This window comes from Dactylosporangium sp. NPDC051541 (genome assembly GCF_044454505.1).
GTDB lineage: Bacteria > Actinomycetota > Actinomycetes > Mycobacteriales > Micromonosporaceae > Dactylosporangium.
Genome location: NZ_JBITDU010000001.1, coordinates 726,002 through 751,072 on the forward strand (window position 1 = coordinate 726,002; position 25,071 = coordinate 751,072).

21 protein-coding genes and 1 tRNA gene are annotated in these 25,071 nt (G+C 70.9%); 15 read left to right on the forward strand and 7 right to left on the reverse strand.

The window, feature by feature from the left end; all coding sequences use genetic code 11:
- Positions 1-1,076: 1,076 nt before the first annotated feature.
- The 3 genes from ACIA8L_RS03410 to ACIA8L_RS03420 all read right to left on the reverse strand — a co-directional run bounded on the left by ACIA8L_RS03410 (position 1,077) and on the right by ACIA8L_RS03420 (position 4,498).
- Positions 1,077-1,571 (reverse strand): MarR family winged helix-turn-helix transcriptional regulator, encoded by a 495-nt coding sequence (locus ACIA8L_RS03410; protein WP_395899935.1) that lies wholly within the window; start codon positions 1,569-1,571, stop codon positions 1,077-1,079.
- Between the two features lie 24 nt (positions 1,572-1,595).
- Complete coding sequence (locus ACIA8L_RS03415; RefSeq protein ID WP_395899937.1) at positions 1,596-2,795, reverse strand: PP2C family protein-serine/threonine phosphatase; 1,200 nt, start codon at positions 2,793-2,795, stop codon at positions 1,596-1,598.
- Positions 2,796-2,884: 89 nt separating this feature from the next.
- A complete protein-coding gene (locus ACIA8L_RS03420; protein WP_395899939.1) occupies positions 2,885-4,498 on the reverse strand; it encodes a dolichyl-phosphate-mannose--protein mannosyltransferase in 1,614 nt (537 codons plus the stop codon).
- Here ACIA8L_RS03420 and ACIA8L_RS03425 point away from each other — a divergent pair.
- On the forward strand, positions 4,492-5,151 hold the full coding sequence (locus ACIA8L_RS03425) for a 16S rRNA (cytidine(1402)-2'-O)-methyltransferase (RefSeq protein ID WP_395899941.1): 660 nt from the start codon (positions 4,492-4,494) through the stop codon (positions 5,149-5,151). The genes ACIA8L_RS03420 and ACIA8L_RS03425 overlap by 7 nt on opposite strands.
- Here ACIA8L_RS03425 and ACIA8L_RS03430 read toward each other — a convergent pair.
- Complete coding sequence (locus tag ACIA8L_RS03430; RefSeq protein ID WP_395899943.1) at positions 5,145-6,053, reverse strand: hypothetical protein; 909 nt, start codon at positions 6,051-6,053, stop codon at positions 5,145-5,147. The genes ACIA8L_RS03425 and ACIA8L_RS03430 overlap by 7 nt on opposite strands.
- Before the next feature lie 196 nt (positions 6,054-6,249).
- On the opposite strand from ACIA8L_RS03430, the gene metG reads away from it, so the two are divergent.
- Positions 6,250-8,022: a methionine--tRNA ligase gene (metG, locus tag ACIA8L_RS03435; protein WP_395899945.1), complete on the forward strand. Its 1,773-nt coding sequence runs from the start codon at positions 6,250-6,252 to the stop codon at positions 8,020-8,022.
- Between the two features lie 100 nt (positions 8,023-8,122).
- On the opposite strand, the gene ACIA8L_RS03440 is transcribed toward metG, so the two are convergent.
- A complete protein-coding gene (locus ACIA8L_RS03440; protein WP_395899947.1) occupies positions 8,123-9,310 on the reverse strand; it encodes a hypothetical protein in 1,188 nt (395 codons plus the stop codon).
- An 81-nt stretch (positions 9,311-9,391) separates the two neighbouring features.
- On the opposite strand from ACIA8L_RS03440, the gene ACIA8L_RS03445 reads away from it, so the two are divergent.
- The 6 genes from ACIA8L_RS03445 (at position 9,392) to ACIA8L_RS03470 (ending at position 16,070) form a co-directional block, all read left to right on the forward strand.
- Entirely contained in the window at positions 9,392-10,249 is an 858-nt protein-coding gene (locus ACIA8L_RS03445) for a TatD family hydrolase (protein ID WP_395899949.1), read from the forward strand.
- The gene (rsmA, locus tag ACIA8L_RS03450; RefSeq protein ID WP_395899951.1) at positions 10,246-11,094 is read left to right on the forward strand and encodes a 16S rRNA (adenine(1518)-N(6)/adenine(1519)-N(6))-dimethyltransferase RsmA; all 849 of its coding nucleotides are present in this window, start codon (positions 10,246-10,248) and stop codon (positions 11,092-11,094) included. The genes ACIA8L_RS03445 and rsmA overlap by 4 nt, the downstream gene beginning before the upstream one ends.
- 9 nt (positions 11,095-11,103) lie before the next feature.
- A complete protein-coding gene (locus ACIA8L_RS03455; RefSeq protein WP_395899953.1) occupies positions 11,104-12,054 on the forward strand; it encodes a 4-(cytidine 5'-diphospho)-2-C-methyl-D-erythritol kinase in 951 nt (316 codons plus the stop codon).
- Positions 12,054-13,859 carry an ABC-F family ATP-binding cassette domain-containing protein gene (locus ACIA8L_RS03460; RefSeq protein ID WP_395899955.1) on the forward strand — a complete coding sequence of 602 codons (1,806 nt, stop codon included), beginning with the start codon at positions 12,054-12,056 and terminating at the stop codon, positions 13,857-13,859. Before ACIA8L_RS03455 ends, ACIA8L_RS03460 begins: the two co-directional genes overlap by 1 nt.
- A 21-nt stretch (positions 13,860-13,880) precedes the next feature.
- Complete coding sequence (locus ACIA8L_RS03465) at positions 13,881-14,357, forward strand: DUF4383 domain-containing protein (RefSeq protein ID WP_395899957.1); 477 nt, start codon at positions 13,881-13,883, stop codon at positions 14,355-14,357.
- A gap of 480 nt (positions 14,358-14,837) precedes the next feature.
- Complete coding sequence (locus ACIA8L_RS03470) at positions 14,838-16,070, forward strand: CehA/McbA family metallohydrolase (RefSeq protein WP_395899959.1); 1,233 nt, start codon at positions 14,838-14,840, stop codon at positions 16,068-16,070.
- A gap of 110 nt (positions 16,071-16,180) precedes the next feature.
- On the opposite strand, the gene ACIA8L_RS03475 is transcribed toward ACIA8L_RS03470, so the two are convergent.
- Entirely contained in the window at positions 16,181-16,786 is a 606-nt protein-coding gene (locus ACIA8L_RS03475) for a TetR family transcriptional regulator (RefSeq protein ID WP_395901709.1), read from the reverse strand.
- A gap of 77 nt (positions 16,787-16,863) precedes the next feature.
- Positions 16,864-17,841 carry an acyl-CoA desaturase gene (locus ACIA8L_RS03480; RefSeq protein WP_395899961.1) on the reverse strand — a complete coding sequence of 326 codons (978 nt, stop codon included), beginning with the start codon at positions 17,839-17,841 and terminating at the stop codon, positions 16,864-16,866.
- Between the two features lie 277 nt (positions 17,842-18,118).
- On the opposite strand from ACIA8L_RS03480, the gene ACIA8L_RS03485 reads away from it, so the two are divergent.
- The 7 genes from ACIA8L_RS03485 (at position 18,119) to ACIA8L_RS03515 (ending at position 25,063) form a co-directional block, all read left to right on the forward strand.
- A tRNA-Gln gene (locus ACIA8L_RS03485) sits at positions 18,119-18,193 on the forward strand.
- A 10-nt stretch (positions 18,194-18,203) separates the two neighbouring features.
- Positions 18,204-19,709 carry a bifunctional UDP-N-acetylglucosamine diphosphorylase/glucosamine-1-phosphate N-acetyltransferase GlmU gene (glmU, locus tag ACIA8L_RS03490; protein WP_395899963.1) on the forward strand — a complete coding sequence of 502 codons (1,506 nt, stop codon included), beginning with the start codon at positions 18,204-18,206 and terminating at the stop codon, positions 19,707-19,709.
- 36 nt (positions 19,710-19,745) lie between these two features.
- Entirely contained in the window at positions 19,746-20,726 is a 981-nt protein-coding gene (locus ACIA8L_RS03495; RefSeq protein ID WP_395899965.1) for a ribose-phosphate diphosphokinase, read from the forward strand.
- Between the two features lie 409 nt (positions 20,727-21,135).
- Entirely contained in the window at positions 21,136-21,753 is a 618-nt protein-coding gene (locus ACIA8L_RS03500; RefSeq protein ID WP_395899967.1) for a 50S ribosomal protein L25/general stress protein Ctc, read from the forward strand.
- Between the two features lie 105 nt (positions 21,754-21,858).
- Positions 21,859-22,446: an aminoacyl-tRNA hydrolase gene (pth, locus tag ACIA8L_RS03505; protein WP_395899969.1), complete on the forward strand. Its 588-nt coding sequence runs from the start codon at positions 21,859-21,861 to the stop codon at positions 22,444-22,446.
- Between the two features lie 123 nt (positions 22,447-22,569).
- Complete coding sequence (locus ACIA8L_RS03510; RefSeq protein WP_395899971.1) at positions 22,570-24,279, forward strand: sugar transferase; 1,710 nt, start codon at positions 22,570-22,572, stop codon at positions 24,277-24,279.
- Between the two features lies 1 nt (position 24,280).
- Positions 24,281-25,063 (forward strand): 3'(2'),5'-bisphosphate nucleotidase CysQ, encoded by a 783-nt coding sequence (locus ACIA8L_RS03515; RefSeq protein WP_395899973.1) that lies wholly within the window; start codon positions 24,281-24,283, stop codon positions 25,061-25,063.
- Positions 25,064-25,071: the final 8 nt, after the last annotated feature.

Here is a 25,071-nt window from a genome sequence, read left to right on the forward strand (position 1 = left end):
AGCGCTGTTCTAATAGACGCTTATCAATTACTTGCACGTCTACAGTGAACGCCGAGTATGCGGGCGCGGAATCGATTCAAGCCTTTTGCCCGGTTTTGCTGTTCGTGTGACTGGCACCGGGCCGAGTTCGGCTACGCAGCGTGAGCTGGTACCCAGAACGCACGGATACCACCCCGGTAACGAAGGGGTCGGCCACCGTTCGGAGGGCCGGCTGCATGACCGGCATTGGTGGTTCTACGGATGCCGGCGGCGTGTCGCGGCCGGATCTACCGAAGATCCGCGCCTGTGTAACGGGCCGTGGCGCCGGACGGTCACGGATCTTTCTCATAATTACAACGCTGTCATCAGTGAAATTCCTCGTAGATTAAGATCCATTTGCTCAAACCCGTGCCAATCTGCAATTTGCATCTGCGGAGAAGGGGCGGATCCGGATGAATCGGTCAGTCGGGCAGGGTGGTGACGAACGATCCGGCGACGACGGGCGCGGGGCTTTATCGCTTTAATACCCTATGGGGGTATTGATCGGGAAAGGCCCGGTTGGCTGGCCGGAATCTCGCCGATGAGCCTTGGTTATTCGTCGGCGTGGATTGCGCTTGGCCGCACGTGCAATTGCAAGACGCTCTGGAATTCGCCGGAGATACCGGGCGGTGCGCGATTCGATAACTCGGGCGCGGTGTGGCGGTGCGCGGCTGGCGGCCCGGCCGTTCGTGCGCTGGCGGGCGCGGCGCGGTTGCCCGCCCGCCCGCTCGCGCGCTGGTCGGCGTGGTGCGGTCGCCGGTCCGGCCGCGCGTGATGACCGGCGCGGCGCGGTTGCCCGCTCGTCTGCTCGCGCGCTGGTCGGCGTGGTGCGGTCGCCCGTCCGCCCCGTCCGCCCCGTCCGCCCGCGAGCCGGCGCGATCGCGTCGTGGGCTGCCCTGAATCCGGCGGATCCCCCGTCGGGGTATAAGTCCGAAAAGTCCGATCACGGAGTGTCGGACTTTTCGCCCACCGGCCCCGGCGACGACGAGCGGCGGCGTGGCCGCCGGCCGAGGCTCGCCCGCCCCCGAAGGGATCGGGACTGGGGCGGGCGGGCGGGTTCAGCTCGCCTGGGCGGCGGCGGTGTCGTCCTCGGCTATGGGGATGCCCGATGCGCGGGCGAACGCCGACAGGCCCTGCAGCAGGGCCGCCCGGTCGTCCGGGGGCATCCGGCGCAGGACCGCCGCGATCGTCTCCTGGCGCTGGCGGCCCAGGCCGTCGAGGAGGCGGCGGGCGGTCGGGGTGAGGACCAGCCACACCTCGCGCCGGTCGCGCTCGTCGGCGGTGCGGCGCAGGAGGTCGGCGGCCTCCAGGCGGTCGCACAGGCGGCTGGCCGACGAGGGGGCCGTGTGCAGGGCGACGGCGAGCTGGGTCAGGTTGACGGACCCGGCCTGGTCGACGACGCCGAGCACGCGCAGCTGGGCGGCGGAGACGCCGGAATTGTCGTTGGCCACGCTCGTGGCCAGGACCAGCGCCTGGCTCGCGGCGTCTGCCAGGGCGGCCGCCCTGGTGAGGTCATCAGGGCCCGCCAGGTGCGGTGAGGGTCGGCTCCGCACGTTGTCCTCCGGGTCTCGCGGCGGTCACGGGTCGGCTCGGGGCGACCAGTCCAAGCAGATGATCAGGGCGTCGTCCGCGAACTCCGATCCCGCGTGATACTCACGAAGGTGGCGCATGACGCTGCTGATCGCCTCGGCTGGAGGCTGCAACCGGGTCGATCGTATGGCACGGCTCAACTCCCGCTCACCGAACGTCGCCTCGTTCGGCCTGGCGGCGGCATGCACCCCGTCACTCACTACGAACAGCCGATCGCCCGGGTTCAACGTGGTGTGTTCCTCCACGTAGCGGGTGTCGCCGAACATCCCCAGCGGGAGCTGGGCGTCCAGGGCCATCTCGGAGACCTGGCCGTTGCGGACCAGCAGCATGCGCGGGGAGCCGGCGTCGATCATGCGCAGCTCACCGGTGGCCGTGTTGAGCGAGAGCAGCAGGGTGGCGACGTGCCGCGCCCCGCCGTACTGCGAGAAGATCGCGTCCGCGGCGAGGACCGCCTGGTCGGTGAGGTCGCCGGGGCGGCGCTGCCCGGCCGGGATCGAGCGGCGGGCGTTGCGCATCGCGTTGACCGCGAGCGTGGTGAGCAGGGCCGCGTCCAGGCCGGTGCCCATGCCGTTGAGGGCGGTCATGGTGAGCCAGTCGCCGTTGACCGACCAGTCGAAGTGGTCCCCGCAGACCGCGTAGGCGGGCTCGAGCTGGCCGGCGAACTTCACGCCCGGCTGTTCGTAGGCCCGGGCCGGCAGCAGGTCCCACTGCAGCTCCGCGGCCATGGTCAGGCGGCCGGTGCGGCGCCGGTCCAGGTGGAAGCGGTCGGTGCGGCGATACGCGGCGGTCAGGGTGATCGCGAACTGCTCCGCCAGCTCTTCCAGGCGCGGGCGTTCGAACGGCACCCGGTCGGCGTCCAGCCCGACCGTCAGCACGCCGATGCGCTCGCCCCAGGCGGTCACCGGCAGGTGCAGCCGGGCCAGGACCTGCCCGTCGCGGGCCTCCAGGACCGGCGTCTGGCTGGCGAACGCCCGCATCGCCGCGCCCAGCTGGTCGCCGAGGCCGCCGCCGGGGTCCTCGCCGGCCTCCGCGCCCGTGGGCGACAGGGTGGTGGTGCGATAATCGGCCAGCCACACCGTGCTGTGCTTGGTGCCGTGGGTCGAGCTGAGATACGCGTCGAGCGTCTCCACCAGGCGATCCGGTGGAGACGTGCGCAGTGCTTTGTCGAGGGAGCCAACGCCGGACATGCGAGCCTTTCACCAGCCATTGTTTGCCGTGCGGCAAATAATATAAGGCAGGTTTCTCGGCTCTTCAGATACCCACTAGGGCGATGGATCTACACCCAACGGGACCCCAGCCACATTCGGGCGAACCAGCTCGTGTAGGGAATGTCCACGCCTGCGTAGATTGGGTAGAAATACGCGAAGCAGGCGGCCACCAGGATGACGTAGGCCCCGACGATGATCGACCCGATGAGCCGCTGGTCGCTGTTGGGCCGCAGCCGCCGGGCCGGGCCGAGGATCGCGCCGAGCACGTAGACCACGGCCAGGACCAGGAACGGCTCGGCCGGCAGGCAGTAGAAGTAGAACATCGTGCGGTGCTCGGGCATCTCGTTGAACCACGGCACGATGCCGGTCAGGGCCCCCGCCATGATCAGCCAGGCCCGGCCGTCGCGGCGGGCGATCGCCAGCCAGCCCAGGGCGACCAGGGCCGGCAGGAACGACCACCACAGCAGCGGCGTGCCCAGCAGCAGGATCTCGGCGGCGCAGCTGGGAGCGCCGCAGGTGCCGGACTGCTCCCAGTAGAACGCCACCGGCCGGCCCAGCAGCAGCCACTGCCAGGGCCAGGACTGGTACTGGTGCTTCGTCTCCAGCGACACGTGGAAGTTGTAGGCCTCGTGGTGGTAGTGCCACAGGTTCACCAGCGGGTCGAACCAGCGGTCGTGCGGCAGGCCGTTGCTCTCGGCGTACCAGTGGCGGAAGTAGCCGCCGTCCGAGAGGAACCAGCCCCACCAGGTGTTGATGTAGACGATCACGGCGATCGCGAACGTCGCCACGAACCAGCCGAGGGCGTCGGTGAGGATGCCCTCGCGCACCCAGTGCTTGTAGCCGGCGCTGCGGCGGGCGCTCATGTCGAACAGCACCAGGGCCAGGGCGAAGATGCCGACGTAGTAGATGCCGCTCCACTTGACGCCGCAGGCGAGCCCCAGAGAAATGGCACAGAGCAGGCGGTACCAGGGGAAACCCAGCCGTGGCCGGGGACCGGGTCTGGTCGGGTCGAGTCCGTTGTCGAGCAGCCGCAGCCAGCGGGCCCGGCGCTGCTCCCGATCCAGGACCAGGAAGAAGAACGCGACCACGATCCAGAACATCAGGAAGATGTCGAGCAGGGCCACGCGGGAGAGCACGAAGTGCATGCCGTCCAGCGACATCAGCAGCCCGGCCAGGCCGGCCAGGATCGTGGAGCGGAACAGGCGGTAGGCCGCGATGATGATCAGCAGGATCGAGATGGCGCCGACGGTGACGGCGGAGATGCGCCAGCCGAAGGAGTTGTACCCGAAGAGCTGCTCGCCGATCCCGATCATCCACTTGCCCACCGGCGGGTGGACCACGTACTGCGGGGTGTTGTCCTCGGGGTTCCACTCCACGCCCCGCTGGAGCAGGTCCTGCGCCTCGTTGGCGTAGTAGACCTCGTCGAAGATGACGTCCTTCGGGTGCGCGAGGTTGACCAGGCGCAGAAGCAGGCCGACCCCCGTGATCAGGGCCGCGACGAGCCAGAAGCTCAGGCCGCCCCGCGGTGCCGGGGCCAGGCGGCGGCGGACGATGTCGGCCACCGCGCGCACCGGCGCGACCGCGGCGGGGGCGGGGGTCTCCGGCTCGCTTGCTTGGGTCAGCACACCCGAGGTCATTGGGCGATCGTAGGGGTCGGGGTGCCACCATCGCACATGTGCCATTGATTCTGCTCGGGGCTTCGCCGGGAAATCCCGGGGATGCGAGCCCCCGCCTGCGTGAAACACTCGCGACCGCCGAGGTGGTGGCCCCGGCCGAGCTCGCGGGGCGGCTGACCGAGGGCCGGACGGTGGCGATGTGGATCGCCGACGTTCCCGATCCGGTGCGCACGGCCGTCGATCTCGGAGTGGACGTGACCGCGGTGCCCGGACCGAGCGCCGCGATCACCGCCCTCGCCCTGTCCGGCCTGCCGAGCGACCGGTTCTGCGTGGAGGACGGGGCCCCGGACCCCGCGCTGCTGGCCGCCGAGCCGCGCACGCTCGTCTTCACCGGGGTGCCGGACCTGGCCGGTCTGGCCCGGGCCTTCGGCGGGGACCGGCCGGCCGCCCTGGTCGCGGCCGACCGGACCGCGGTGCGCGGGACCCTCGCCACGCTGAGCGCACCGGCTCCGACGGCCGGGGCCGTCCTCGTGGTCGGCGGGGCGCCGCCGGTCCAGGCCGGCCGGCCGGCCGACGAGCAGCTGGCGGCCGAGGTGGCCGACCTGGTGGCCGGGGGCGCCGACCGCAAGCGGGCGACCCAGGAGGTGGCCAGGCGGCACGATCTGGCCAAGCGCGAGGTCTACGCGGCGGTCATCGCACACAAGCAGCCCGATCAGTAGGCGGTGACCACGACGGCGGCGGCGAGGACGAGGGGCGCGGCCACGGTCAGCAGCCACGCGGTGAGGCGGTCACGGAGCCGGTTGAACCGCCAGGCCCCGGTCAGCCAGGCCAGCACGATCCCGCTCAGCACGACCAGGCCGAACCCGGCCGCCCAGCGCACCCGCAGGCCGGTCGGGTTCCCGGCGTACGCGATCCGCCCGCCCGGCACCATCTCCGCGGCCACGCTCGTGCCCGTCGGCTCGTCCAGCCCCATCAGGCGGGTGCCGGCGACCGGTTCGTGCCCCGGACGGGTGAACTCGGCCAGGCAGCGGCGCAGCACGCCGGAGCCGTGACACGAGGTGATCTCGGCGGTGCCCCGCACCCGGTGGCCCACGTCCAGCCAGAACGGCTCCGCACTGGTCCAGGCGAAGAACAGGGTCAGCAGCGCGACGCCCAGCATGGCGCTCAGCCCGGCCGCCGCGCTCCTCGCCGGCTTGACCCGGCGCTGGCGGCGGCGCCGCTCGGGCGCGGTGCGGCGATCGTCGCGGGCCTGGCGCATGACCCGCATCGCCGGTGGCGGCCACTGCTCGGGCCGCCCGGCCAGGTGGTCCTCGACCGCGGCCCGCCCGGCCTCGTGGGCCGCCGCGGCCTCCCCGTCGCCGTCCTCGGCCGCCCCGGACTCCGCGTGGGCCTCCGCAGGCGGCGGTGACTCGTGCAGCGCGAGCGTGGTCGTCGTCGCCGGCCACAGCGGAAAGTCCGTGCCGGTCGCCCCCGGGTCGGCCCGCACCTCCATGACCGGCGGGGGCGGCGGCGAGACCGGGGCAATGGCGGCGGTCCGGGCGGCGGCCGGCACCAGGACGCGCACGGGCGGAATCCCCGCGGCCTCGCCCCGCCAGCCTCGACGATTTCGCTCTTCGCTCACGTTTTCATTGGACAACGGGTGATAGCCGACGTTTCGGACGTCAGGCGCGTGTCGGCGGAATCTAGCAATTCGCTGCCCCTGGCGCGCTACGTGCGATGCGCGGCGGGGGGGATCCCACCCGCACCCCCAGGCCCGCAAAGCGGGCACTCCTATCTCATTCGCCGAAGTCCCGGACGGGTCACTACGCTTGCAGGTCATGAGTCGTGTTCTCGCCGCGGTCGCCTGGCCTTACGCCAACGGGCCGCGCCACATCGGTCACGTGTCCGGATTCGGGGTGCCGTCCGACGTCTTCAGCCGCTACATGCGGATGGCCGGCCACGACGTGCTGATGGTCTCGGGCACCGACGAGCACGGCACGCCGATCCAGGTGCAGGCCGACGCCGAGGGCACGAAGCCCCGGGACCTGGTCGACCGCTACAACCGGATCATCGTCGAGGACCTGCATGGCCTCGGGCTGTCCTACGACCTGTTCACCCGCACCACCACCGGCAACCACTACCAGGTCGTCCAGGAGCTCTTCTCGGGGCTCTACGACAACGGCTACATCATCGCCAAGACGACCCTGGGCGCGATCTCGCCGTCGACCGGGCGGACCCTGCCCGACCGGTACATCGAGGGCACGTGCCCGATCTGCGGCTATGACAGCGCCCGCGGCGACCAGTGCGACAACTGCGGCAACCAGCTCGACCCCGAGCAGCTGATCAACCCGCGCTCGAAGATCAACGGGGAGACGCCGCAATTCGTCGAGACCGAGCACTTCTTCCTCGACCTGCCCGCGTTCGCCGACCAGCTCAACGCCTGGCTCGACACGCGCGAGGACTGGCGGCCCAACGTGCTCAAGTTCTCCCGCAACCTCATCGACGACCTCCAGCCGCGGGCGATCACCCGCGACCTGGAGTGGGGCGTGCCGATCCCGCTCGAGGCCTGGAAGCACCGCGACGACAAGCGGATCTACGTGTGGTTCGACGCGGTGATCGGCTACCTGTCGGCCTCGATCGAGTGGGCCCGCCGCACCGGCGACCCCGAGGCCTGGCGGCAGTGGTGGCAGGACCCGGACGCCCAGGGCTACTACTTCATGGGCAAGGACAACATCGTCTTCCACTCGGTGATCTGGCCGTCGATCCTGCTCGGCTACAGCGGCCCGAAGCCGCAGGCCCTCGGCGCGCTCAACCTGCCGACCGAGGTGGTCTCCTCGGAGTACCTCACGATGGAGGGCAAGAAGTTCTCCTCCTCCCGCCGCGTGGTCATCTACGTGCGCGACTTCCTGGAGCGCTACGACGCCGACGCGCTGCGCTACTTCATCGCCGTGGCCGGCCCCGAGTCCAACGACACGGACTTCACCTGGTCGGAGTTCCGCCGCCGCAACAACGACGAGCTCGTCGCCGGCTGGGGCAACCTGGTCAACCGCTCGATCTCGATGGCGGCCAAGAACTTCGGCGAGATCCCGCCGGTGTCCTCACCGGGCGGGCTCACCGACGAGGACACGGCGCTGCTGGCGTCGGTGCGGGCCGGGTTCGACTCGGTCGGGCAGCTGATCGGCAAGCACCGGCAGAAGGCCGCCATCACCGAGGCCATGCGAATCGTCGGCGAGGTCAACAAGTACTTCTCCGACCAGGCGCCGTGGAAGCTCAAGGAGGACAAGGCCCGGATGGGCACCGTCCTGCACGTGGCGCTGCAGGCCGTACGGGACTGCAACACGCTGCTGACGCCGTTCCTGCCGCACGCCGCCCAGCGCATCCACGAGCTGCTCGGCGGCACCGGCGTGCACGCCCCGATGCCCGAGATCCGCGAAGTGGAGGATCTCGATAACGGCGGGACGTACCCGGTGCTGATGGGCGACTACACCGTCGGCACCAAATGGGAGCACGTCGAGATCGAGTCCGGCACCGAGCTCGAGGCGCCGACCCCGGTGTTCAAGAAGCTGGACGAGTCGATCGTCGAAGAGGAGCTGGCCCGACTGCAGAGCTGAAGACGCTCTGCGCGAAGCGCGGAAATGGTGCCCGCTCGCGGGCATGGGGGTGTGGGTGGGAACCCCCACCGCGCTTCGCGCGAAGCGCGCGCCAGGGCAGCTAACTGATCTGATACCAGTGGTCGCTCTCGTGGGCGTCGGTCACCTCGTTGGCCGGCGCCCACGCCTCGTAGAGGCCGCGCTCGACGCAGTGGGCGCCGAGCTTGGCCACCGCGTCGCCGTCGGGCCGGGACAGGCGCAGCCGCAGCCAGTCGCCCTCCTGGCGGATCACCGTGCAGCGGGCCTCCCGCCAGGTGGCCCGGGGCACGCGGCGGGCGAGGGAGTCCAGGGGGTATCGCGCGGCCCGGGTCTTCGCCGCGACCCGGAACTCGCCGGGCGGGTCGACGATCGCCTCGAACATGTTGTCGCGGTAGGTCCCGATGTAGCGGGTCAGGCCCGGGTCGATCGGGAAGTACTCCTGGTCGGACTGGTCCGGCAGCAGGTGGCGCCACTGCGGGCCGTGCATCCGGCTCCAGGCGCGCTGCTCCGGCAGGTAGGTGTAGAGCGTGACCTCGGTGCCGTCGCGGGTGTAGGCGACCAGCGAGGTGTTCGCCGGCAGCGGCAGCTCGGCGAGGTCGGCGGTGATGAACTCGGGCACGATGTGCTTGCCGCTGGGGGCGAAGCCGGTGCCGATCACGGGCGGGCCGAGGCGGTCGTGCGGCGGCATGGAGATCAGCCCGGCGTAGTCGGCCGCGAGCGGTACCTCGTAGTCGTGGGCGTCGACGGCCCGCCAGCGCACTGCGAAGACGACATCGCCGGTACTGTGCTCGCCCGTCAGAATGGCCAGATCCTCGGGCGTGCGCAGGTGGGCCACGTCGAAGGCGCGATAGCAGAAGCCGCTGATCGGCCAGCCCTTGAGGTAGCCCTGCAGCTGGCGGCCGGAGAGGAACTTGACCATGCGGGTGCCGCGCCGGACGACCGCGGTGCGCCGGATCGGGGCGAGCGTGCCGGCCGCGGCCGGGGTCTGGCTCAGCCGGTGGATGGTGGCCCAGTCCAGGGCCCGGGTGACCGGCATCAGCAGCGGCTCGTCCTCCAGGCCGTCGAGGGCGGAGGTGACCTCGGTGGCGTGGATGAAACGACGGTAGGGCCACTTCGCGCCCGGCCGCGGATTGGGCAGGAAGCCCGGGGCCGCGTGGGTGGCATACACCTCGTACGCCGCGCCCTGCGCGATCTCCTCCGCCGGGTACGCCACGCCTTCGATGGTCACGCTGTGCGTCGCGGACCCTTCCGCGTGTCCGATTACCGTCACTTCGCCGACGCTAAGGTGAGGGGATTGTGACGAGATGAACGCTGAGTTAACTGCAAACTGGGCATGGCATCCTGGACCCCGATGAGTGCGAGAAAACACAGTCGCCAGGGCGCTTTCCCGCCCGCCACCGAGCCGTTGCCGGTCCCGGTGCTCGACAGTCATACCCATATCGACATCACCCTCGAGGGTGACGGCAGCGACGGACCGGCGACCGTCGAGGACGCCATCGCGCGGGCGACGGCGGCCGGGGTGGACCGGCTGGTGCAGGTCGGCGTCGACGTGGAGTCGTCGCGGTGGGGCGCCGAGGTGGCCGAGCGGCACCCGGCCGTGCTCGCCACCGTCGCGCTGCACCCCAACGACGCGCCCCGCCAGGCCGACCTCGACGCCGCGCTGCGCGAGATCGAGCGGCTGGCCGCCCACCCGCGGGTCCGGGGCATCGGCGAGACCGGGCTCGACTACTTCCGCACCGGCGAGGACGGCCGCCGGGCCCAGCACGAGAGCTTCCGGGCGCACATCGCCATCGCCAAGCGGCACGGCAAGGCGCTGGTCATCCACGATCGCGACGCCCACGACGACATCCTCAAGGTCATCGACGAGGAGGGCGCGCCCGACCAGGTCGTCATGCACTGCTACTCCGGCGACGAGGAGTTCGCCCGGGAGTGCCTCGACCGGGGCTTCCTGCTGAGCTTCGCCGGCACCGTGACCTTCGGCAACGCCGAGCACCTGCGCCGGGCCGCGGCGATCACCCCGCTGGACGCGATCCTGGTCGAGACCGACGCGCCGTTCCTCACCCCGATGCCATACCGCGGCCGCCCCAACGCCTCCTACCTGATCCCGCTGACCGTGCGGGCCCTGGCCGAGGTCACCGGGCACGACCTGGCCGCGCTGTGCGCCGCCATCTCGGCCAACGGCGAACGCGCCTTCGGACGCTGGACGTGACCCTCCTCGGCCCCGCCGACGTGCGGCAGCTGGCGGCCCGGCTCGGCATCCGCCCCACCAAGCAGCTCGGGCAGAACTTCGTCCACGACCCCAACACGGTGCGCAAGATCGTGCGGGCCGCCGAGCTCGCCGCGGACGACGTGGTGCTCGAGGTCGGGCCGGGCCTCGGCTCCCTGACCCTGGCCCTGCTGGAGCACGGCAACGCCGTGTGCGCGGTGGAGATCGACCCGCCCCTCGCGGCCGCGCTGCCGGAGACCGTCGCGCAGCACACGCCTGAGCACGCCGACCGGCTGACCGTCATCACCGGGGACGCGCTGCGGGTCGACCTCGGGGCCGTCAAACCCACGGCCCTCGTCGCCAATTTGCCGTACAACGTCGCCGTCCCTGTGGTTCTGCATCTCCTGGCGACCGTGCCGTCACTGCGGCGCGGGCTGGTCATGGTGCAGAAGGAGGTCGCCGACCGGCTCACCGCCGGGCCCGGGTCGCGGGTCTACGGGGTGCCCAGCGTCAAGCTTGCCTGGTACGCGACCGCGCGGCAGGCCGGCAAGGTCCCGGCGGCCGTGTTCTGGCCGGTGCCGAACGTCGAATCCGGACTCGTCGGATTTTCCGTACACGCCGGGTTCGAGGGCGATCGGAAGGCCACCTTCGCGGTGATCGACGCGGCCTTCGCGCAGCGGCGCAAGACACTGCGGGCCGCCCTCGCCGGCTGGGCCGGTGGTCCTCCGGCGGCCGAGCGTGTTCTGCGGGCCGCCGGCGTCGACCCTGGACTGCGGGGTGAGCAGCTCACGGTGGAGGACTTCACCCGGATCGCCCGCCAGCGCAGCGCGGGGGAGGAGCCCGGGTAGGGTGCAGCAGTGACCGAGCCGCTCTTCTCCGAGGACGACGAGGAGTTCGACCGGCCGCGCCTGGCCGCCCACGGACCGGTCCGGGTCCGCGTGCCCGCGAAGATCAACCTCCACCTGCACGTCGGGCCGACCCGCCCGGACGGCTTCCACGAGCTGACCACCGTCTACCACGCGATCGGCCTCTACGACGAGCTCACCGCCCGCCGCGGCGACACGCTGACGCTCACGATGGAAGGCGAGGGCGCCGGCGCGCTCTCCCTGGGCGAGGACAACCTGATCCTGCGCGCGGTGCGGGCCCTGGCCGCCGAGACCGGGCACGACGCGTTCGCGCGGCTCCACCTGAAAAAGCAGATCCCCATCGCGGCCGGACTGGCGGGTGGCAGCGCCGACGCCGCCGCCGCGCTCGTGGCCTGCGATCATTTGTGGGGTACTGGCATGTCGCGCGACGACCTCGCCGCGATCGCCGCCACCCTGGGCTCCGACATCCCCTTCCTGGTGCTCGGCGGCACCGCCCTCGGCACCGGCCGGGGCGAACTGGTCAGCCCGGTGCTCACCGGCGGCCACGCCTGGCACTGGGTGCTCGCCGTCGCCGACGAGGGGCTGTCCACGCCGCTGGTCTACAAGACGTTCGACGAGCTCGGCGGGGTCGGCGTGGCCGGCGCCCCCGACGACCTGCTCGGCGCGCTGCGCCAGCGCGACCCCGAGGTCCTCGCCACCCGGCTCGCCAACGACCTGCAGGCCGCCGCGCTGCACCTGCGGCCCGAGCTGCGGCAGGTCCTCGACGCCGGCCTGGACGCCGGTGCCCTCGCCGGCCTCATCTCCGGCTCCGGCCCGACCTGTGTCTTCCTGGCCGAGGACGCCCGGCACGCGGCCCTGCTCGCCGCCGAGCTGGAGGCCCGCGAATGCTGCCGGGCCGTGCGGACCGCGGCCGGTCCCGTTCCCGGTGCGAGGGTGTTGTAGTGGCCAATATCGTCAGCCTGGACAAGGTCTCCAAGACCTACCCGGCCGGGCAGATCTTCGACGAGATCTCCCTCGGCATCGACGACAGCGACCGGATCGGCATCGTCGGGCTCAACGGCGCCGGCAAGACGACCCTGCTGCGGATGCTCACCAAGGCCGAGGAGCCCGACGAGGGCCGCGTCACCCACCGCCGCGACCTGCGGGTGGCCGCGCTGCCCCAGACCCTGGACCTGCCGCCCGCGGCCACCGTCCGCGACGTCATCGTCGGCACCGCCTGGCTGCCCGCCGGGTTCGCCGCCGAGCACGAGTGGGCCGGCGACTCCGGGGTCCGCACCGTCCTGAACGGTCTCGGCATGCCGCACCTCGGCCTGGACGCGCCGGTCGGCCCGATGTCCGGTGGCGAGCGCCGCCGCGTGGCCCTCGCCGCGCTCCTCGTCCGCCCGGCCGACCTGCTCATCCTCGACGAGCCCACCAACCACCTCGACGTCGCCGGCATCGCCTGGCTGGCCCGGCACCTGCTGCAGCGGCGCGGCGCGCTCATCGTCGTCACCCACGACCGCTGGTTCCTCGACGCCGTCTGCACCGACACGTGGGAGGTCGCCGACGCGACCGTGCGCGCCTACGAGGGCGGCTACGCGGCCTGGACCCTGGCCCGGGCCGAACGGGTGCGGGTCGCCGCCGAGACCGAGTCCCGCCGCCAGAACCTGCTGCGCAAGGAGATCGCCTGGCTGCGCCGCGGCCCGCCGGCCCGCACCAGCAAACCCAAGTTCCGCATCGACGCGGCCAACGCGCTCATCGCCGACGTCCCGCCGGCCCGCGACAACGTGTCCCTGCAGCGCCTCGCCGTCACCCGGCTCGGCAAGCAGGTGTACGAACTCGAACGCCTCTCGCTGCGGGCCGGGGAGCGGACATTGCTCGACCCGACCGACTGGATCGTCGGCCCCGGCGACCGGATCGCCATCCTGGGAGCCAACGGCGCCGGCAAGACCACGCTCCTGCGGGTCCTCGCCGGCGTCCGGGAACCGGATGGTGGAAGGCTGCTTCGTGGCAGTACCGTCAAAGCCGCATTTTTGTCTCAGGAACTGCGGGAACTGCCCAACGACCTGCGCCTGCTCGAAGCGGTCGAGGAGGTCGCGAAGCGGGTCAAGCTCGGCGACCGCGAACTGACCGCGGGCCAGTTGGCCGAAGTCTTCGGCTTCACCGGCGCCCGGGTCTGGACACCCGTCGGCGACCTCTCCGGCGGCGAACGGCGCCGGCTGCAGCTGCTGCGCCTGCTCGCCACCGAGCCCAACGTGCTGCTCCTCGACGAGCCGACCAACGACCTGGACATCGACACCCTGGCCGCGCTGGAAGACCTGCTCGACTCGTGGCCGGGGACGCTCGTCGTGGCCAGTCACGACCGGTACCTGGTCGAACGGGTCGCGGACACCGTCTTCGGCATGCACGGCGACGGCCGCCTGCGCCACCTGCCCGGCGGGGTCGACGAGTACCTCGCGCACGTCTCCGACTCGGCCGGGTTCGCGGCGAGCACGTCGTCGGCGGGCTCGGCGGCCGCTTCCGCCGCGCGCTCGCCGGACCTGCGCGCCTCGGAGAAGGACCAGCGGGCCGCGAAGAAGGAGCTGGCGAAGCTCGAACGCAGCATGGACCGGCTGACCCAGAAGGAAGAGCAGCTGCACGCCAAGCTGGCCGAACACGCCACCGACTACACGAAGATCACCGAGCTGGACGCGCAGCTGCGCGCGGTACAGCAGGAGAAAGCCGAAATCGAGGAGCAATGGCTCGCCCTGGCCGAGATAGCCGGGTGACCTGACCTTAGGATTACCGCTATGGCCGCTCATTTTCCAGTCAACCACCACCTGAGGCCGCTGTACCGGCTGCTGTCCGCCGCGTCGGGCCTCTACATGCTGGTCTTCGGCGTGGCCGGCTTCATCGCGACCTCCGGCTCCGACTTCTTCACCCGCGACGACGCCGAATGGGTCCTGGGCCTGCGCACCAACCCGGCGTTCTCCCTCCTGTCGATCGTGGCCGGCGCGGTGGTCCTGGGCGCCAACATCATCGGCCGCAACCTGGCCCACACGATCAACACCGTCGCCGGCATCGTCCTGATCGTCGTCGGCATGGCGTCCCTGGCCCTGATGCAGACCGAGGCGAACGTGTTCGCGTTCTCCATGGTCAATGTCATCGTCACCTTCATCCTGGGCTTCATCATCGGCACCGCGAGCCTCTACGACCGCGTAGGCCCCCGGACCGCCGCGACCGCCGAGGACACCCACCGCCGCAGCCCCGCCGCCGCCCGCTCCTGACCCGCCCCGCCCTGGTCCGCCCCGGCCCGGCCCGGTCCTTTCGCCGGATCGGGCCATATGGGTGGTGACATGATTACGCTCCGAAGTGAACCTTGGGAGTGATTTGTGGGCGTGGGCTAGGATGAGTTTTGGAAGACGGAGCGCGAACGGCCGATCTCTCGCCGCGAATGCCGCACTGCTCGGACTGCTCGCACTGCACAGGTTTCAGGCGGCGGGAATGTGGTGCTGTTCGATGCCGAGGACAGCGGGTGTCTGTGGGTTTTGCCTGGTTGGGGTGGACTGCCGCGGGTCCGTTCGGTGAGTTCCCCGCTCGGACCGTGACGGTTCCGCTTCGTGAACCTCGGTCCCGGAAGTCTGCTCGTTCGGTTTGCTCATCTCAGTCTGCTCGTTTGGTTGCTCATCTCCTGGAAAGCTTCCGCGTTTCCCAGAAGTTCAGGACCAGCACATGCCGGCGTACGGCAGTGGTGATGGTCTGAAGGCATGACGGACGCGTTGCTGGTCGCCGGCGGCGGGGAAGCGGTCGCCGGGGATGGGCAAGCGTGGCCCGGCGGCGGTGCAGCGGTCGCCGGGGGAGCGGGTGCCGGCGGCGAGCTGCTGTTGCACGCTGACCTGCACAACCACACGCGGCTGTCGGACGGTGACGGGTGGGCCGAGGAGGCGTTCGCCTCGATGCGGGCCGCGGGCCTGGACGTCGCGGCGATCACCGATCACGCGTACGGGATCAGTGAGCCGGCCAAGACCATCGACGACGAGGGCTGGCGGCGGATCGGGAAGCTCGCCGACGCGGCCGATGAGCCCGGCGCGTTCGTGGCCGTTCGCGGGTTCGAGTGGTCCAGCACGTCGCTCGGGCACATGAACGTCTGGGGCGGGGAGCGGTGGGTGGAGCCGCTGCCGCTGGTCTCGGACGGGGTGCCTTCGGGCTCCGCCATCGCCGACGAAGGGCCGGCCGACGGGCCCGCCGCGGTGCTGGCGTTCCACGATTGGCTGGCGGCCGGGGACGAGCTGGTCGGGTTCAACCATCCGGGGCGGGAGCCGGGGCGGTTCGGGATGTTCCGGTACGACCCTCGGCTGGCCGAGCGGCTGGTGGCGTTGGAGATGTTCAACCGGGACGAGGACTACCTGTTCGAAGGGGTCGACGCCGGGGTTTCGCCGCTGGTCGCCTGCCTCGACGCGGGGTGGCGGGTCGGGCTGGCCGGGGTCACCGATGAGCATCGCGGCGGGTGGGGGTTTCACGACGGGCTGGGGCGGACCGGGCTTTGGGCGCCGGAGCGGAGCCGGGGCGGGGTGCGGGCGGCGATGTTGCGGCGGCGGATGTTCGCCACCCGAGAGCGGGGGCTTCGCGTCGATGCCCGGCTCGGCGGGGTGGCCATGGGAGCTACCCAGCGACTCGACCGGATAAATGCCGATAAATCCGGGTATGTGCGGATTGAGGTGGATTTCTTCGCGCCGGACGACTGGGTGGGGCATCCGCTGCGGTTGCAGGTGTTGCAGCGAGGGGAGCCGGTGCCCGCGATCGTTGCCGAGTTCGAGTTTCGGGTCGTCAACCGGACGTTGAGCTTTCCGGTGCGGATCGATGACGACGCCGGGGACTGGGTGGTGCTGCGGATCACCGACCCGGGCCGGGCGGCCGATGCCCGGGCCGCGCGGCTGGAGGGGTACCGATCGGCCGGGCTCGCGGTGGCCTACCTGAGTCCGTTCTTCGTCTCGCGGTGACGGGTGGGTTCGGCGAGCAGGGGGGTCACGCCTTGGGACCCGCCGCTGCCGGCGAAGATTGTGAGGGGGCGTGGGTGGAGCGTGCTCCCCCTTGATTCGGGGATACAGCTCTACTTCGCGGGGCGGCCGGTCATCAGTGTGGGCTTGCCCTCCATGTTGGACAGGCCGTTCCAGGCCAGGTTGACCAGGTGGGCCGCTACCACTTCCTTCTTCGGCTTGCGGACCTCAAGCCACCAGCGGCCGGTCAGGGCGACCATGCCGACCAGCGCCTGGGAGTAGAGCTCGGCCAGTTTCGGGTCGAAGCCGCGGCGTTTGAACTCCGCGCCCAGGATGTGTTCGGCCTGGTGGGCGACGTCGTTGAGGACGCTCATGAAGTTGCCGGTGGTGGACATGATCGGGGACTCGCGGACCAGGACCCGGAAGCCGTCGGTCTCCGACTCGATGTAGTCCAGCAGGGCCAGGGCGGCCTGTTCCAGGAGCTCGTGGGGGTGCCCGGCGGTCAGGGCGTTGGTGATCCGGTCGAGCAGGGAGCGGACCTCGCGGTCGACGACGACCGCGTAGAGGCCCTCCTTGCCGCCGAAGTGCTCGTAGACCACCGGCTTGGAGACCTTGGCCCGCGACGCCACCTCCTCGATGGAGGTGGCGTCGAAGCCTCGCTCGGCGAAGAGCGCGCGGCCGGTCGCTATCAGCTGCTCACGGCGCTGCGCGGCGGACATTCGCACCCGTGACTTGGGTGAGACCGGCGGCGGCGGGGCGGGCGGCCGTGGCTGGTCGATGTCCTCCGGGCGCTCGGTCACCCGTTCATCGTGCCAGCCGCGACGCGCTTGGCGTCCAGCCGGTCCGGCTTGGGCCAGCGGACGTTGGTCGCCCAGCCCAGCTTCTCGAAGATCCAGATGAGGCGCGCGTTGATGTCGATCTGGCCCTTGTCGACGCCGTGGCGGGCGCAGGTCGGGTCGGCGTGGTGCAGGTTGTGCCAGCTCTCACCGAAGGACAGGATCGCCAGCGGCCAGAAGTTGCTGGCCTTGTCGCCGTCGCGGGTTTCGAACGGGCGCTCGCCGTACACGTGGCAGATTGAATTGATCGACCAGGTGACGTGGTGCAGCAGGCCGATGCGGATCAGGCCGGCCCAGAAGAAGGCGGCCAGAGCGCCCTGCCACGACCAGGTGACCAGGCCCGCGATGATCGCCGGGAGCGTCGCCGAAAGGGTGACGATGAGCGGGAACGCCTTGTCGATGCGCTGGATGTCCTTGTCGGCCATCAGGTCGGGCGCGAAGCGCTCGCGGTTGGACAGCTCGCGGAAGAACAGCCAGCCGACGTGGGCGTAGAAGAGGCCTTTGACCAGGCCGCCGAAGCTTTCACCGAAGCGCCACGGCGAGTGCGGGTCGCCCTCCCGGTCGGAGAACGCGTGGTGGCGGCGGTGGTCGGCGACCCACTGGGTGGGCTGGCCCTCGATCGCCGTGCTGCCGGCGAGGGTCAGTGCGATGCGCAGTCCGCGGTTGGCCTTGAACGCTCCATGGGTCAGGTACCGGTGGAAGCCGGTCCCGATTCCCAGTCCCCCGATGACATAGAAGATCACGCCGAGGACCACGTCGAGCCAGCTCAGACCCCAGCCCCAGGCGACCGGCACGGCGGCCACCAGCGCGATGAAGGGCAGGATCACGAAGGCCCACAGCGCGACGACGATGCCGGCGGGCTGCTTGCCTTCGGTGAGCGGCTTCGGCCCGTTGGCGGGGCCGTCGGTGGACGTGGGGTCAAGGACCGATACGGACATGGCACCTCTCAAGGGACTCAGTGACTACGGACTGTCAGGCGGCACAGGCCTCGTCGGGCGAGACCTGGTCGGCCGGCGGCGGCGGCGCCTACGCTTACGTCACCGTAACTTACGGGAGCGTAGGTTGGCCAGACGAAGCTCGTGTCAAGGCGCTGACCCGGTGCTCCATTGTGATCTTCGTCCGACCCCGATCGGCTGAACTCCGGAAAAAATCGCGCGGGAACCCCTGGGGCAAAAGGGATCGACCGGCCGGTTAGGCTTCCGGGGGCGTGGTTGATGGGGTGTGGGGTAACGGCAGCCCGCAGGCCTTTGGAGCCTTGCAGTCCTGGTTCGAATCCAGGCACCCCAGCCACCTGACTACGATGAGGCGCACCGACACCGTCGAGGAGCGCTCCGTGAGAAACGTGATCATCCTGGCCGCCGGCGAAGGCAAGCGGATGAAGTCCGCGATCCCCAAGGTCCTGCATCCCCTGCTCGGGCGCACCCTGCTCGGGCACGTGCTGGCCGCGGCCGAGCCCTTCCTGGAGAACGGGACCGTCACCGTGGTCGTCGGCCACGGTGGCGACCTCGTGCGGGATCACCTCGCCCAGGTGGCCCCGGAGGCCCGCCCCGTCGTGCAGGAGGAGCGGCGCGGCACGGGGCACGCGGTGCGCATCGCGCTCGACGCCAACCCGGAGCTCAACGGCACGGTGGTGGTGCTCAACGGCGACATCCCGCTGCTGCGCGCCGACACGCTCGCCGCGCTCGTGCACACCCACGAGAACACCAAGGCCTCGGCCACCGTGCTCACCGCCGAGGTGGCCGACCCCACCGGCCTCGGGCGCATCGTGCGCAACCGGGGCGGGGAGTTCGCCGCGATCGTCGAGGAGCGCGACGCGACGGCGGAGCAGCGGGCCATCCGGGAGATCAACTCGGGGGCGTACGTCTTCGAGGCGGCCGCGCTGCGGGAGATGCTCGGCAAGCTCTCCACGGACAACGACCAGGGTGAGGAGTACCTCACCGACGTGATCGGCATGCTGGCCGCGGCCGGTGCCCCGATCGTCGCCCACCGCGCCCCGGACGCCACCGAGACCCTCGGGGCCAACGACCGGGCCGAGCTGGCCGGGCTGCGCGCCCTCATGCGGGACCGGATCAACGGCGACTGGATGCGGGCCGGTGTCGCCATCGTCGACCCGGCCACCACCTGGATCGACGTCACCGTGACGCTGGAGCGCGACGCGGTGATCGAGCCCAACACCCACCTGCGCGGCGCGACCAGCATCGGTGAGGGGGCCGTGGTCGGCCCGGACACCTCGCTGATCGACGTGGTCGTCGGCCCGGGCGCGGCCGTCGTGCGCACCCACGCCGTCTCCTCGCACATCGGGCCGCAGGCCTCGGTCGGACCCTTCGCCTACCTGCGGCCCGGCTCCGCGCTCGGACGCAAGGCGAAGGTCGGCACGTTCGTGGAGACGAAGGCGGCGACGCTGGGCGAGGGCGCGAAAGTTCCACACCTGTCCTACGTCGGCGACGCCACCATCGGCGAGCACACCAACATCGGTGCGGCCTCGGTCTTCGTCAACTACGACGGGGTGCGCAAGCAGCGCTCGGTCATCGGTGCCCACGCCCGCACCGGGGCCGACAACATGTTCGTCGCGCCGGTGACCGTCGGTGATGGTGCTTACACGGCCGCCGGCAGCGTCATCATCAAGGACGTCCCGCCCGGTGCCCTGGGTGTTTCCCGAGCTCAGCAGCGCAACATCGAGGGCTGGGTGGAGCGCAAGCGGGCGGGCACGGCGGCCGCCGACGCGGCCCGGGCGGCCCTGGCACGTGAAGAAAACCACGCCGGGGCTGGTGAAGTGGCTGAAACGGGGCCAGCCGACGAACAATGAGCGCAACCACCAGATGATCGGGAGCGGGCGGACCCAATGGCCAGCATCAGTTCGGAGAACCGCAAGAACCTCATGCTCTTCTCCGGCCGGGGATTCCCCGCGCTGGCCGAGGAGATCGGCGCGGTGCTCGGGGTCGACCCGACGCCGATGGACGCCTACGACTTCGCCAGCGGCGAGATCTTCATCCGGTATCGCGAGTCGGTCCGCGGCTCCGACGCGTTCGTCGTGCAGTCGATGGTCGCGCCGATCAACGACTGGCTGATGGAGACGCTCATCATGGTCGACGCCCTCAAGCGGGGCTCGGCCAAGCGCACCACCGTGGTGCTGCCGTTCTACCCGTATGCCCGGCAGGACAAGAAGCACCGCGGCCGCGAGCCGATCTCCGCCCGGCTCATCGCCGACCTGCTCAAGACCGCCGGGGCCAACCGCATCCTCACCGTCGACCTGCACACCGCGCAGATCCAGGGCTTCTTCGACGGCCCCGTCGACCACCTGTTCGCGATGGCCACCCTCGCGGACCATATCGAGGCCAAGTACGCCGGCCGCCCGATGACGGTCGTGGCACCCGACTCCGGCCGGGTGCGGGTCGCCGAGCGCTGGACCGACCGGCTGGGTGGCTGCCCGCTCGCCTTCATCCACAAGACCCGCGACCCCAGCAAGCCCAACCAGGTCGTGGCCAACCGCGTGGTCGGCGAGGTCGAGGGCCGGGTCTGCCTGATCGTCGACGACATGATCGACACCGGCGGCACGATCGTCAGCGCGGCCGACATCCTGTTCAACGAGGGCGCGGCCGAGGTCGTGGTCGCGGCCACCCACCCGGTCCTGTCCGACCCGGCCTGCTCCCGCCTCGACGCCAGCAAGATCAGTGAGGTCGTGGTCACCAACACGCTGCCGCTGCCGCCGGACCGCAAGGTGGAGAAGATCACCCAGCTGTCCATCGCACCGCTGCTGGCCCGCGCGATCCGCGAAGTTTTCGACGACGGCTCCGTAACGACCCTCTTCGGCGGTCTGTCCTGACGTCGGGGAAGGCGGCCAAGGGTTTGTGAAGGCCGCCTCCACGGCGCTTCCGGCCCCCGGCACGCGTACCGCGACCAAAGTGTGTCAGGGGGTGTGGGTGGGCGGAGCCCTCCACCGGGGAGGGAGCGGGGCGATCGCGAGGCACTGGTAAGCTATTCAGGTTGCCACGGCGAGGGTGTTCCCCACGGGCCGGGCGTGCGGTTCATTTGTGATTGCCGGGTGTGACACATCCCCGACCGCCACACATGAACCGTCATGCCGGCCGAAGCGGGCGCTCCGTGATCGACGCGGTGCTCCGGGCCTGTGCCCCGTGTGCGCCCCCTCGCCCGAGCACCGCACCACCACAGACAACTGTTAACCGGTCGCGCCCGGCCGGTGCCCGCCGCACAACCGCATCAGGAGTTTTGTCGTGTCCGAGGTAAAGATCAGCGCCGAGCCCCGCACGGAGTTCGGCAAGGGTGGTGCCCGCCGCACGCGCCGGGCCGGCAAGGTGCCAGCCGTGCTGTACGGCCACGGCGAGAAGCCCCGCCACATCGCCCTGCCCGCCCGTGAGTTCGCCGCGGCGATCCGCCACGGCGGCAACAACCAGATCTTCAACATCGAGATCTCCGACGGCAGCGCCGCCCTGGCCCTGCCCAAGGCCATCCAGCGTGACCCGATCAAGGACACCTACGAGCATGTGGACCTGCTCGTGGTCCGCCGCGGCGAGAAGGTCACCGTGGAGATCCCCGTCCGGCTCACCGGCGAGGCGGCCCGCGACACCATGGTCATGACCGAGAGCAACACGGTCTCGATCCTGGCCGACGCGACCAAGCTGCCCGAGCACCTGGAGGCCTCGCTCGACGGCCTCGAGGCCGGCAGCCAGATCAAGGCGTCCGATGTCAAGCTGCCGGAAGGCACCGAGCTGGCGGCGGACCCCGACTTCGTCATCGCGATCGTCCAGGCCAACCAGGACCAGTCGATCGAGTCGGACAGCACCGAGGAGGCGCCGGCCGAGACGCCGGAGCCCGCTGCCGCCGAGGCCTGAGCAACAACCCCCGGTACAACCCAGCGCTGAAAAAGGTCGCGACCGCCAACTCCGGCGGCCGCGGCCTTTCGCTATGCCGAAGCGAAGCACCATGAGGAGGCAACGGTGACCGACGACGCGCCCTGGCTGGTCGTGGGCCTGGGCAACCCCGGGGCCGAGTACGCGCGGCACCGCCACAACGTCGGGTTCATGGTCGCCGACCTGCTGGCGGGCCGGGCCGGGCTGCGCTTCGGCAAGCACCGCCGGGTCGTCGCCGACGTCGCCGAGGGCCGGCTGCGGGTCGGCGGGCCGCGGCTGGTGCTGGTGAAGCCGCTGACCTTCATGAACCTCGCCGGGGGGCCGGTGGCCGGCCTGGCCCAGTTCTACAAGGTGCCGCGGGAGCAGGTGATCGCGGTACACGACGAGCTCGACATTCCTTGGACGCAACTGCGGCTCAAGCAGGGCGGTGGCGAGGGCGGCCACAACGGTCTGCGCTCGATGTCCAGCTCGCTGGGCGGCAAGGACTACCTGCGGGTGCGCTTCGGGATCGGCCGGCCGCCGGGGCGGCAACAGCCGGCGGATTTCGTACTGTCCGACTTCTCCACGGTGGAGCGCAAGGAGCTCGACTTCTTCGTCGACCGGGCCGCGGACGCCGTCGAGATGATAATCGACCAGGGCCTGGAGCCAGCCCAGAACCGCTATCACGCGGAGTAAACGACCCTTTCGTCTATGTAATACCGCTCGTCCCGATTACCCGTCTGCGTGACGAATGTCCGACTTGCACGTTGTACCCGAGGTTGCACCGTTTGATAGAGACGGTCCTTCTGAGGAGGCGACGTGGCGATCGACAGCGGAAGAACGCGGGACGGGTATGACCGCCCGGCCCCCATCCGCACGTCCAACGCCCGCCGCCGCCCGAGCCCGGTGCGCGCCAACGTCCGCCGCGCCCCCGTCTCCCCGGCGCCCGCCCCCGTCTCCCCAGCCCCCGCTCCCGGCGCCGTGCGCGCCCCCGAGCTGGTCGACCCGGTCCTGGCCGCGCAGGTCGAGGACGCCGTGCGCGGCACGACACCGTTCACGCGCACCGCCGCGACCCCGGTGCGCATCGCCGCGCCGGACATGCGGGCCGGCGCCGGCCGCACCGCCCGCCACCGGGCCCGCTGGGCCTGGGAGGGCCGCTACCTGCGCACCCTGCTGGTCCTCGACTTCGTCATCGGCCTGGCGGCCGGTGCGGTGGCGTTCGAGGCCCGGTTCTCGAACGACGTCACGCTGTACAACAGCCGCTATGTCCTGATGTCGTTGCTGTTGCCCATCGCGTTCACGGCCAGCCTCGCGGCCAACCGGGCCTACGAGAAGCGGCATCTGTTCGTCGGCACGGACGAGTACCAGCGGGTCCTGCGGGCCGGTCTGGCCCTCACGGCGGCGACCGTCTTCGTCGCCTACGCCTCCGAGATCCGCATCGCCCGCGCCTGGTTCTTCGTCGCGCTGCCGCTGATCACGTTCGGCTGCCTGCTCGCCCGCTTCCTGCTGCGCAAGCTCCTGCACCGGGCCCGCAAGCGGCGCGGGGCGTGCATGCGCCGGGTCGTCGTGGTCGGCCACGAACTCGCCGTGGAGGCGATGGCCCGGCAGCTGCGGCGCGAGCGGTACCACGGCCTGAAGGTCGTCGGGGCCTGCCTGCCCGCCCCCGGCGCGGTCGCCGACGTGCCGGTCCTCGGCGCGTTCGACGAGATCGCGGCCGCGGTGCGCAAGGCCCGGGCCGACACCGTGCTCGTGCTGTCGTGCCCGGAGCTGGACGGCCACGCGCTGCGCCGGCTGGCCTGGCACCTCGAGCGCGACGACATCGACCTCATCGTGGCCAGCACCCTGATCGACGTGGCCGGCAGCCGCACGACGATCCGCCCGGTCGACGGGCTGCCGATGCTGCACGTCGAACACCCGACCCTGACCGGGGCCCGCCGACTGGTCAAAGCCCTCGTCGACCGGGCCGGCGCGGTCGCCCTGCTGGTGCTGGCCAGCCCTCTTTTGGCTGTACTCGCGCTGGCGGTTCGCGCGGAATCGGCCGGGCCGGTACTGTTCCGACAGGTACGTGTAGGCAAAGACGGCCACGAGTTCGTGATCTACAAGTTCCGCACCATGCACATCGATGCCGAGGCCCGCCTGGCGGAGCTGCGGCACCTCAACGAAGTCGACGGCGCGCTGTTCAAACTGCGCAACGACCCGCGGGTCACCCGCGTCGGGCGGCTTCTGCGCAAGTTTTCGCTCGACGAGCTGCCGCAGCTGCTCAATGTGATCGGCGGCAGCATGTCGCTGGTCGGGCCGCGCCCGCCGCTGCCGGAGGAGGTCGCCGTGTATCCGGACGACGCCCGGCGCCGGCTGGCCGTGCGGCCCGGGATGACCGGCCTGTGGCAGGTGTCCGGCCGGTCGGACCTATCGTGGGACGAAGCGGTCCGCCTCGACCTGCAGTACGTGGAAAACTGGTCGCTCTCGCTCGACCTGGTCATCCTGCTGCGGACGTTGAGCGCTGTGACCCGAGGGGCTGGAGCGTACTGAGATGACCGACCTACCACCCGCGACCGACGGCGGCTTCGCCCGCTGGCTGGCCCAGCGCGCCGGCGACATGCTGCTGAAGCTGCGCGAGGAGATGGGCTACGCCGACCCGGACAAGCTGCGCAAGGCCGGTGACCGGCGGTCGCACGAGCTGCTCGTGGAGCAGCTGGAGCGCTGGCGCCCGGCCGACGCGATCCTGTCCGAGGAGGGCGCCGACAGCGCGGCCCGGCTCTCCGCCGAGCGCGTCTGGATCGTCGACCCGCTGGACGGCACCCGCGAGTTCGGCGAGGAGGGGCGGGCCGACTGGGCCGTCCACGTCGCGCTGTACTGCCGGACCACCGAGTCCTCGGCGTCCGGCCGGCTGACCGCCGGGGCCGTGGCCCTGCCGGCGCAGCACTGCGTGCTCGGCACCGACGCGCCGCCGCCGTTCCCGCCGATGCCCGGCGTGCAGGGCGAGCCGATCCGGATGGCCGCCAGCCGGACCCGGCCGCCGGCCCTGCTGAGCGCCCTCGCCGAGAAACTTCCAATCGAACTGGTGCCGATGGGGTCGGCGGGAGCGAAGATCGCCGCGGTGATCGACGGGGCCGTTGATGCCTACGTACACGCCGGAGGCCAGTACGAATGGGACTCCGCCGCCCCGGTCGCTGTGGCTCTCGCCACGGGCCTGCACGCTTCCCGTATCGACGGGACTACGTTGGAATACAACCAGCCCGACCCTCGCCTGCCTGACCTGGTGGTGTGTCGGAAGGCATTGGCGCCGTCACTGCTGGCCGCGATCAACAGCTGAAAGGTTCC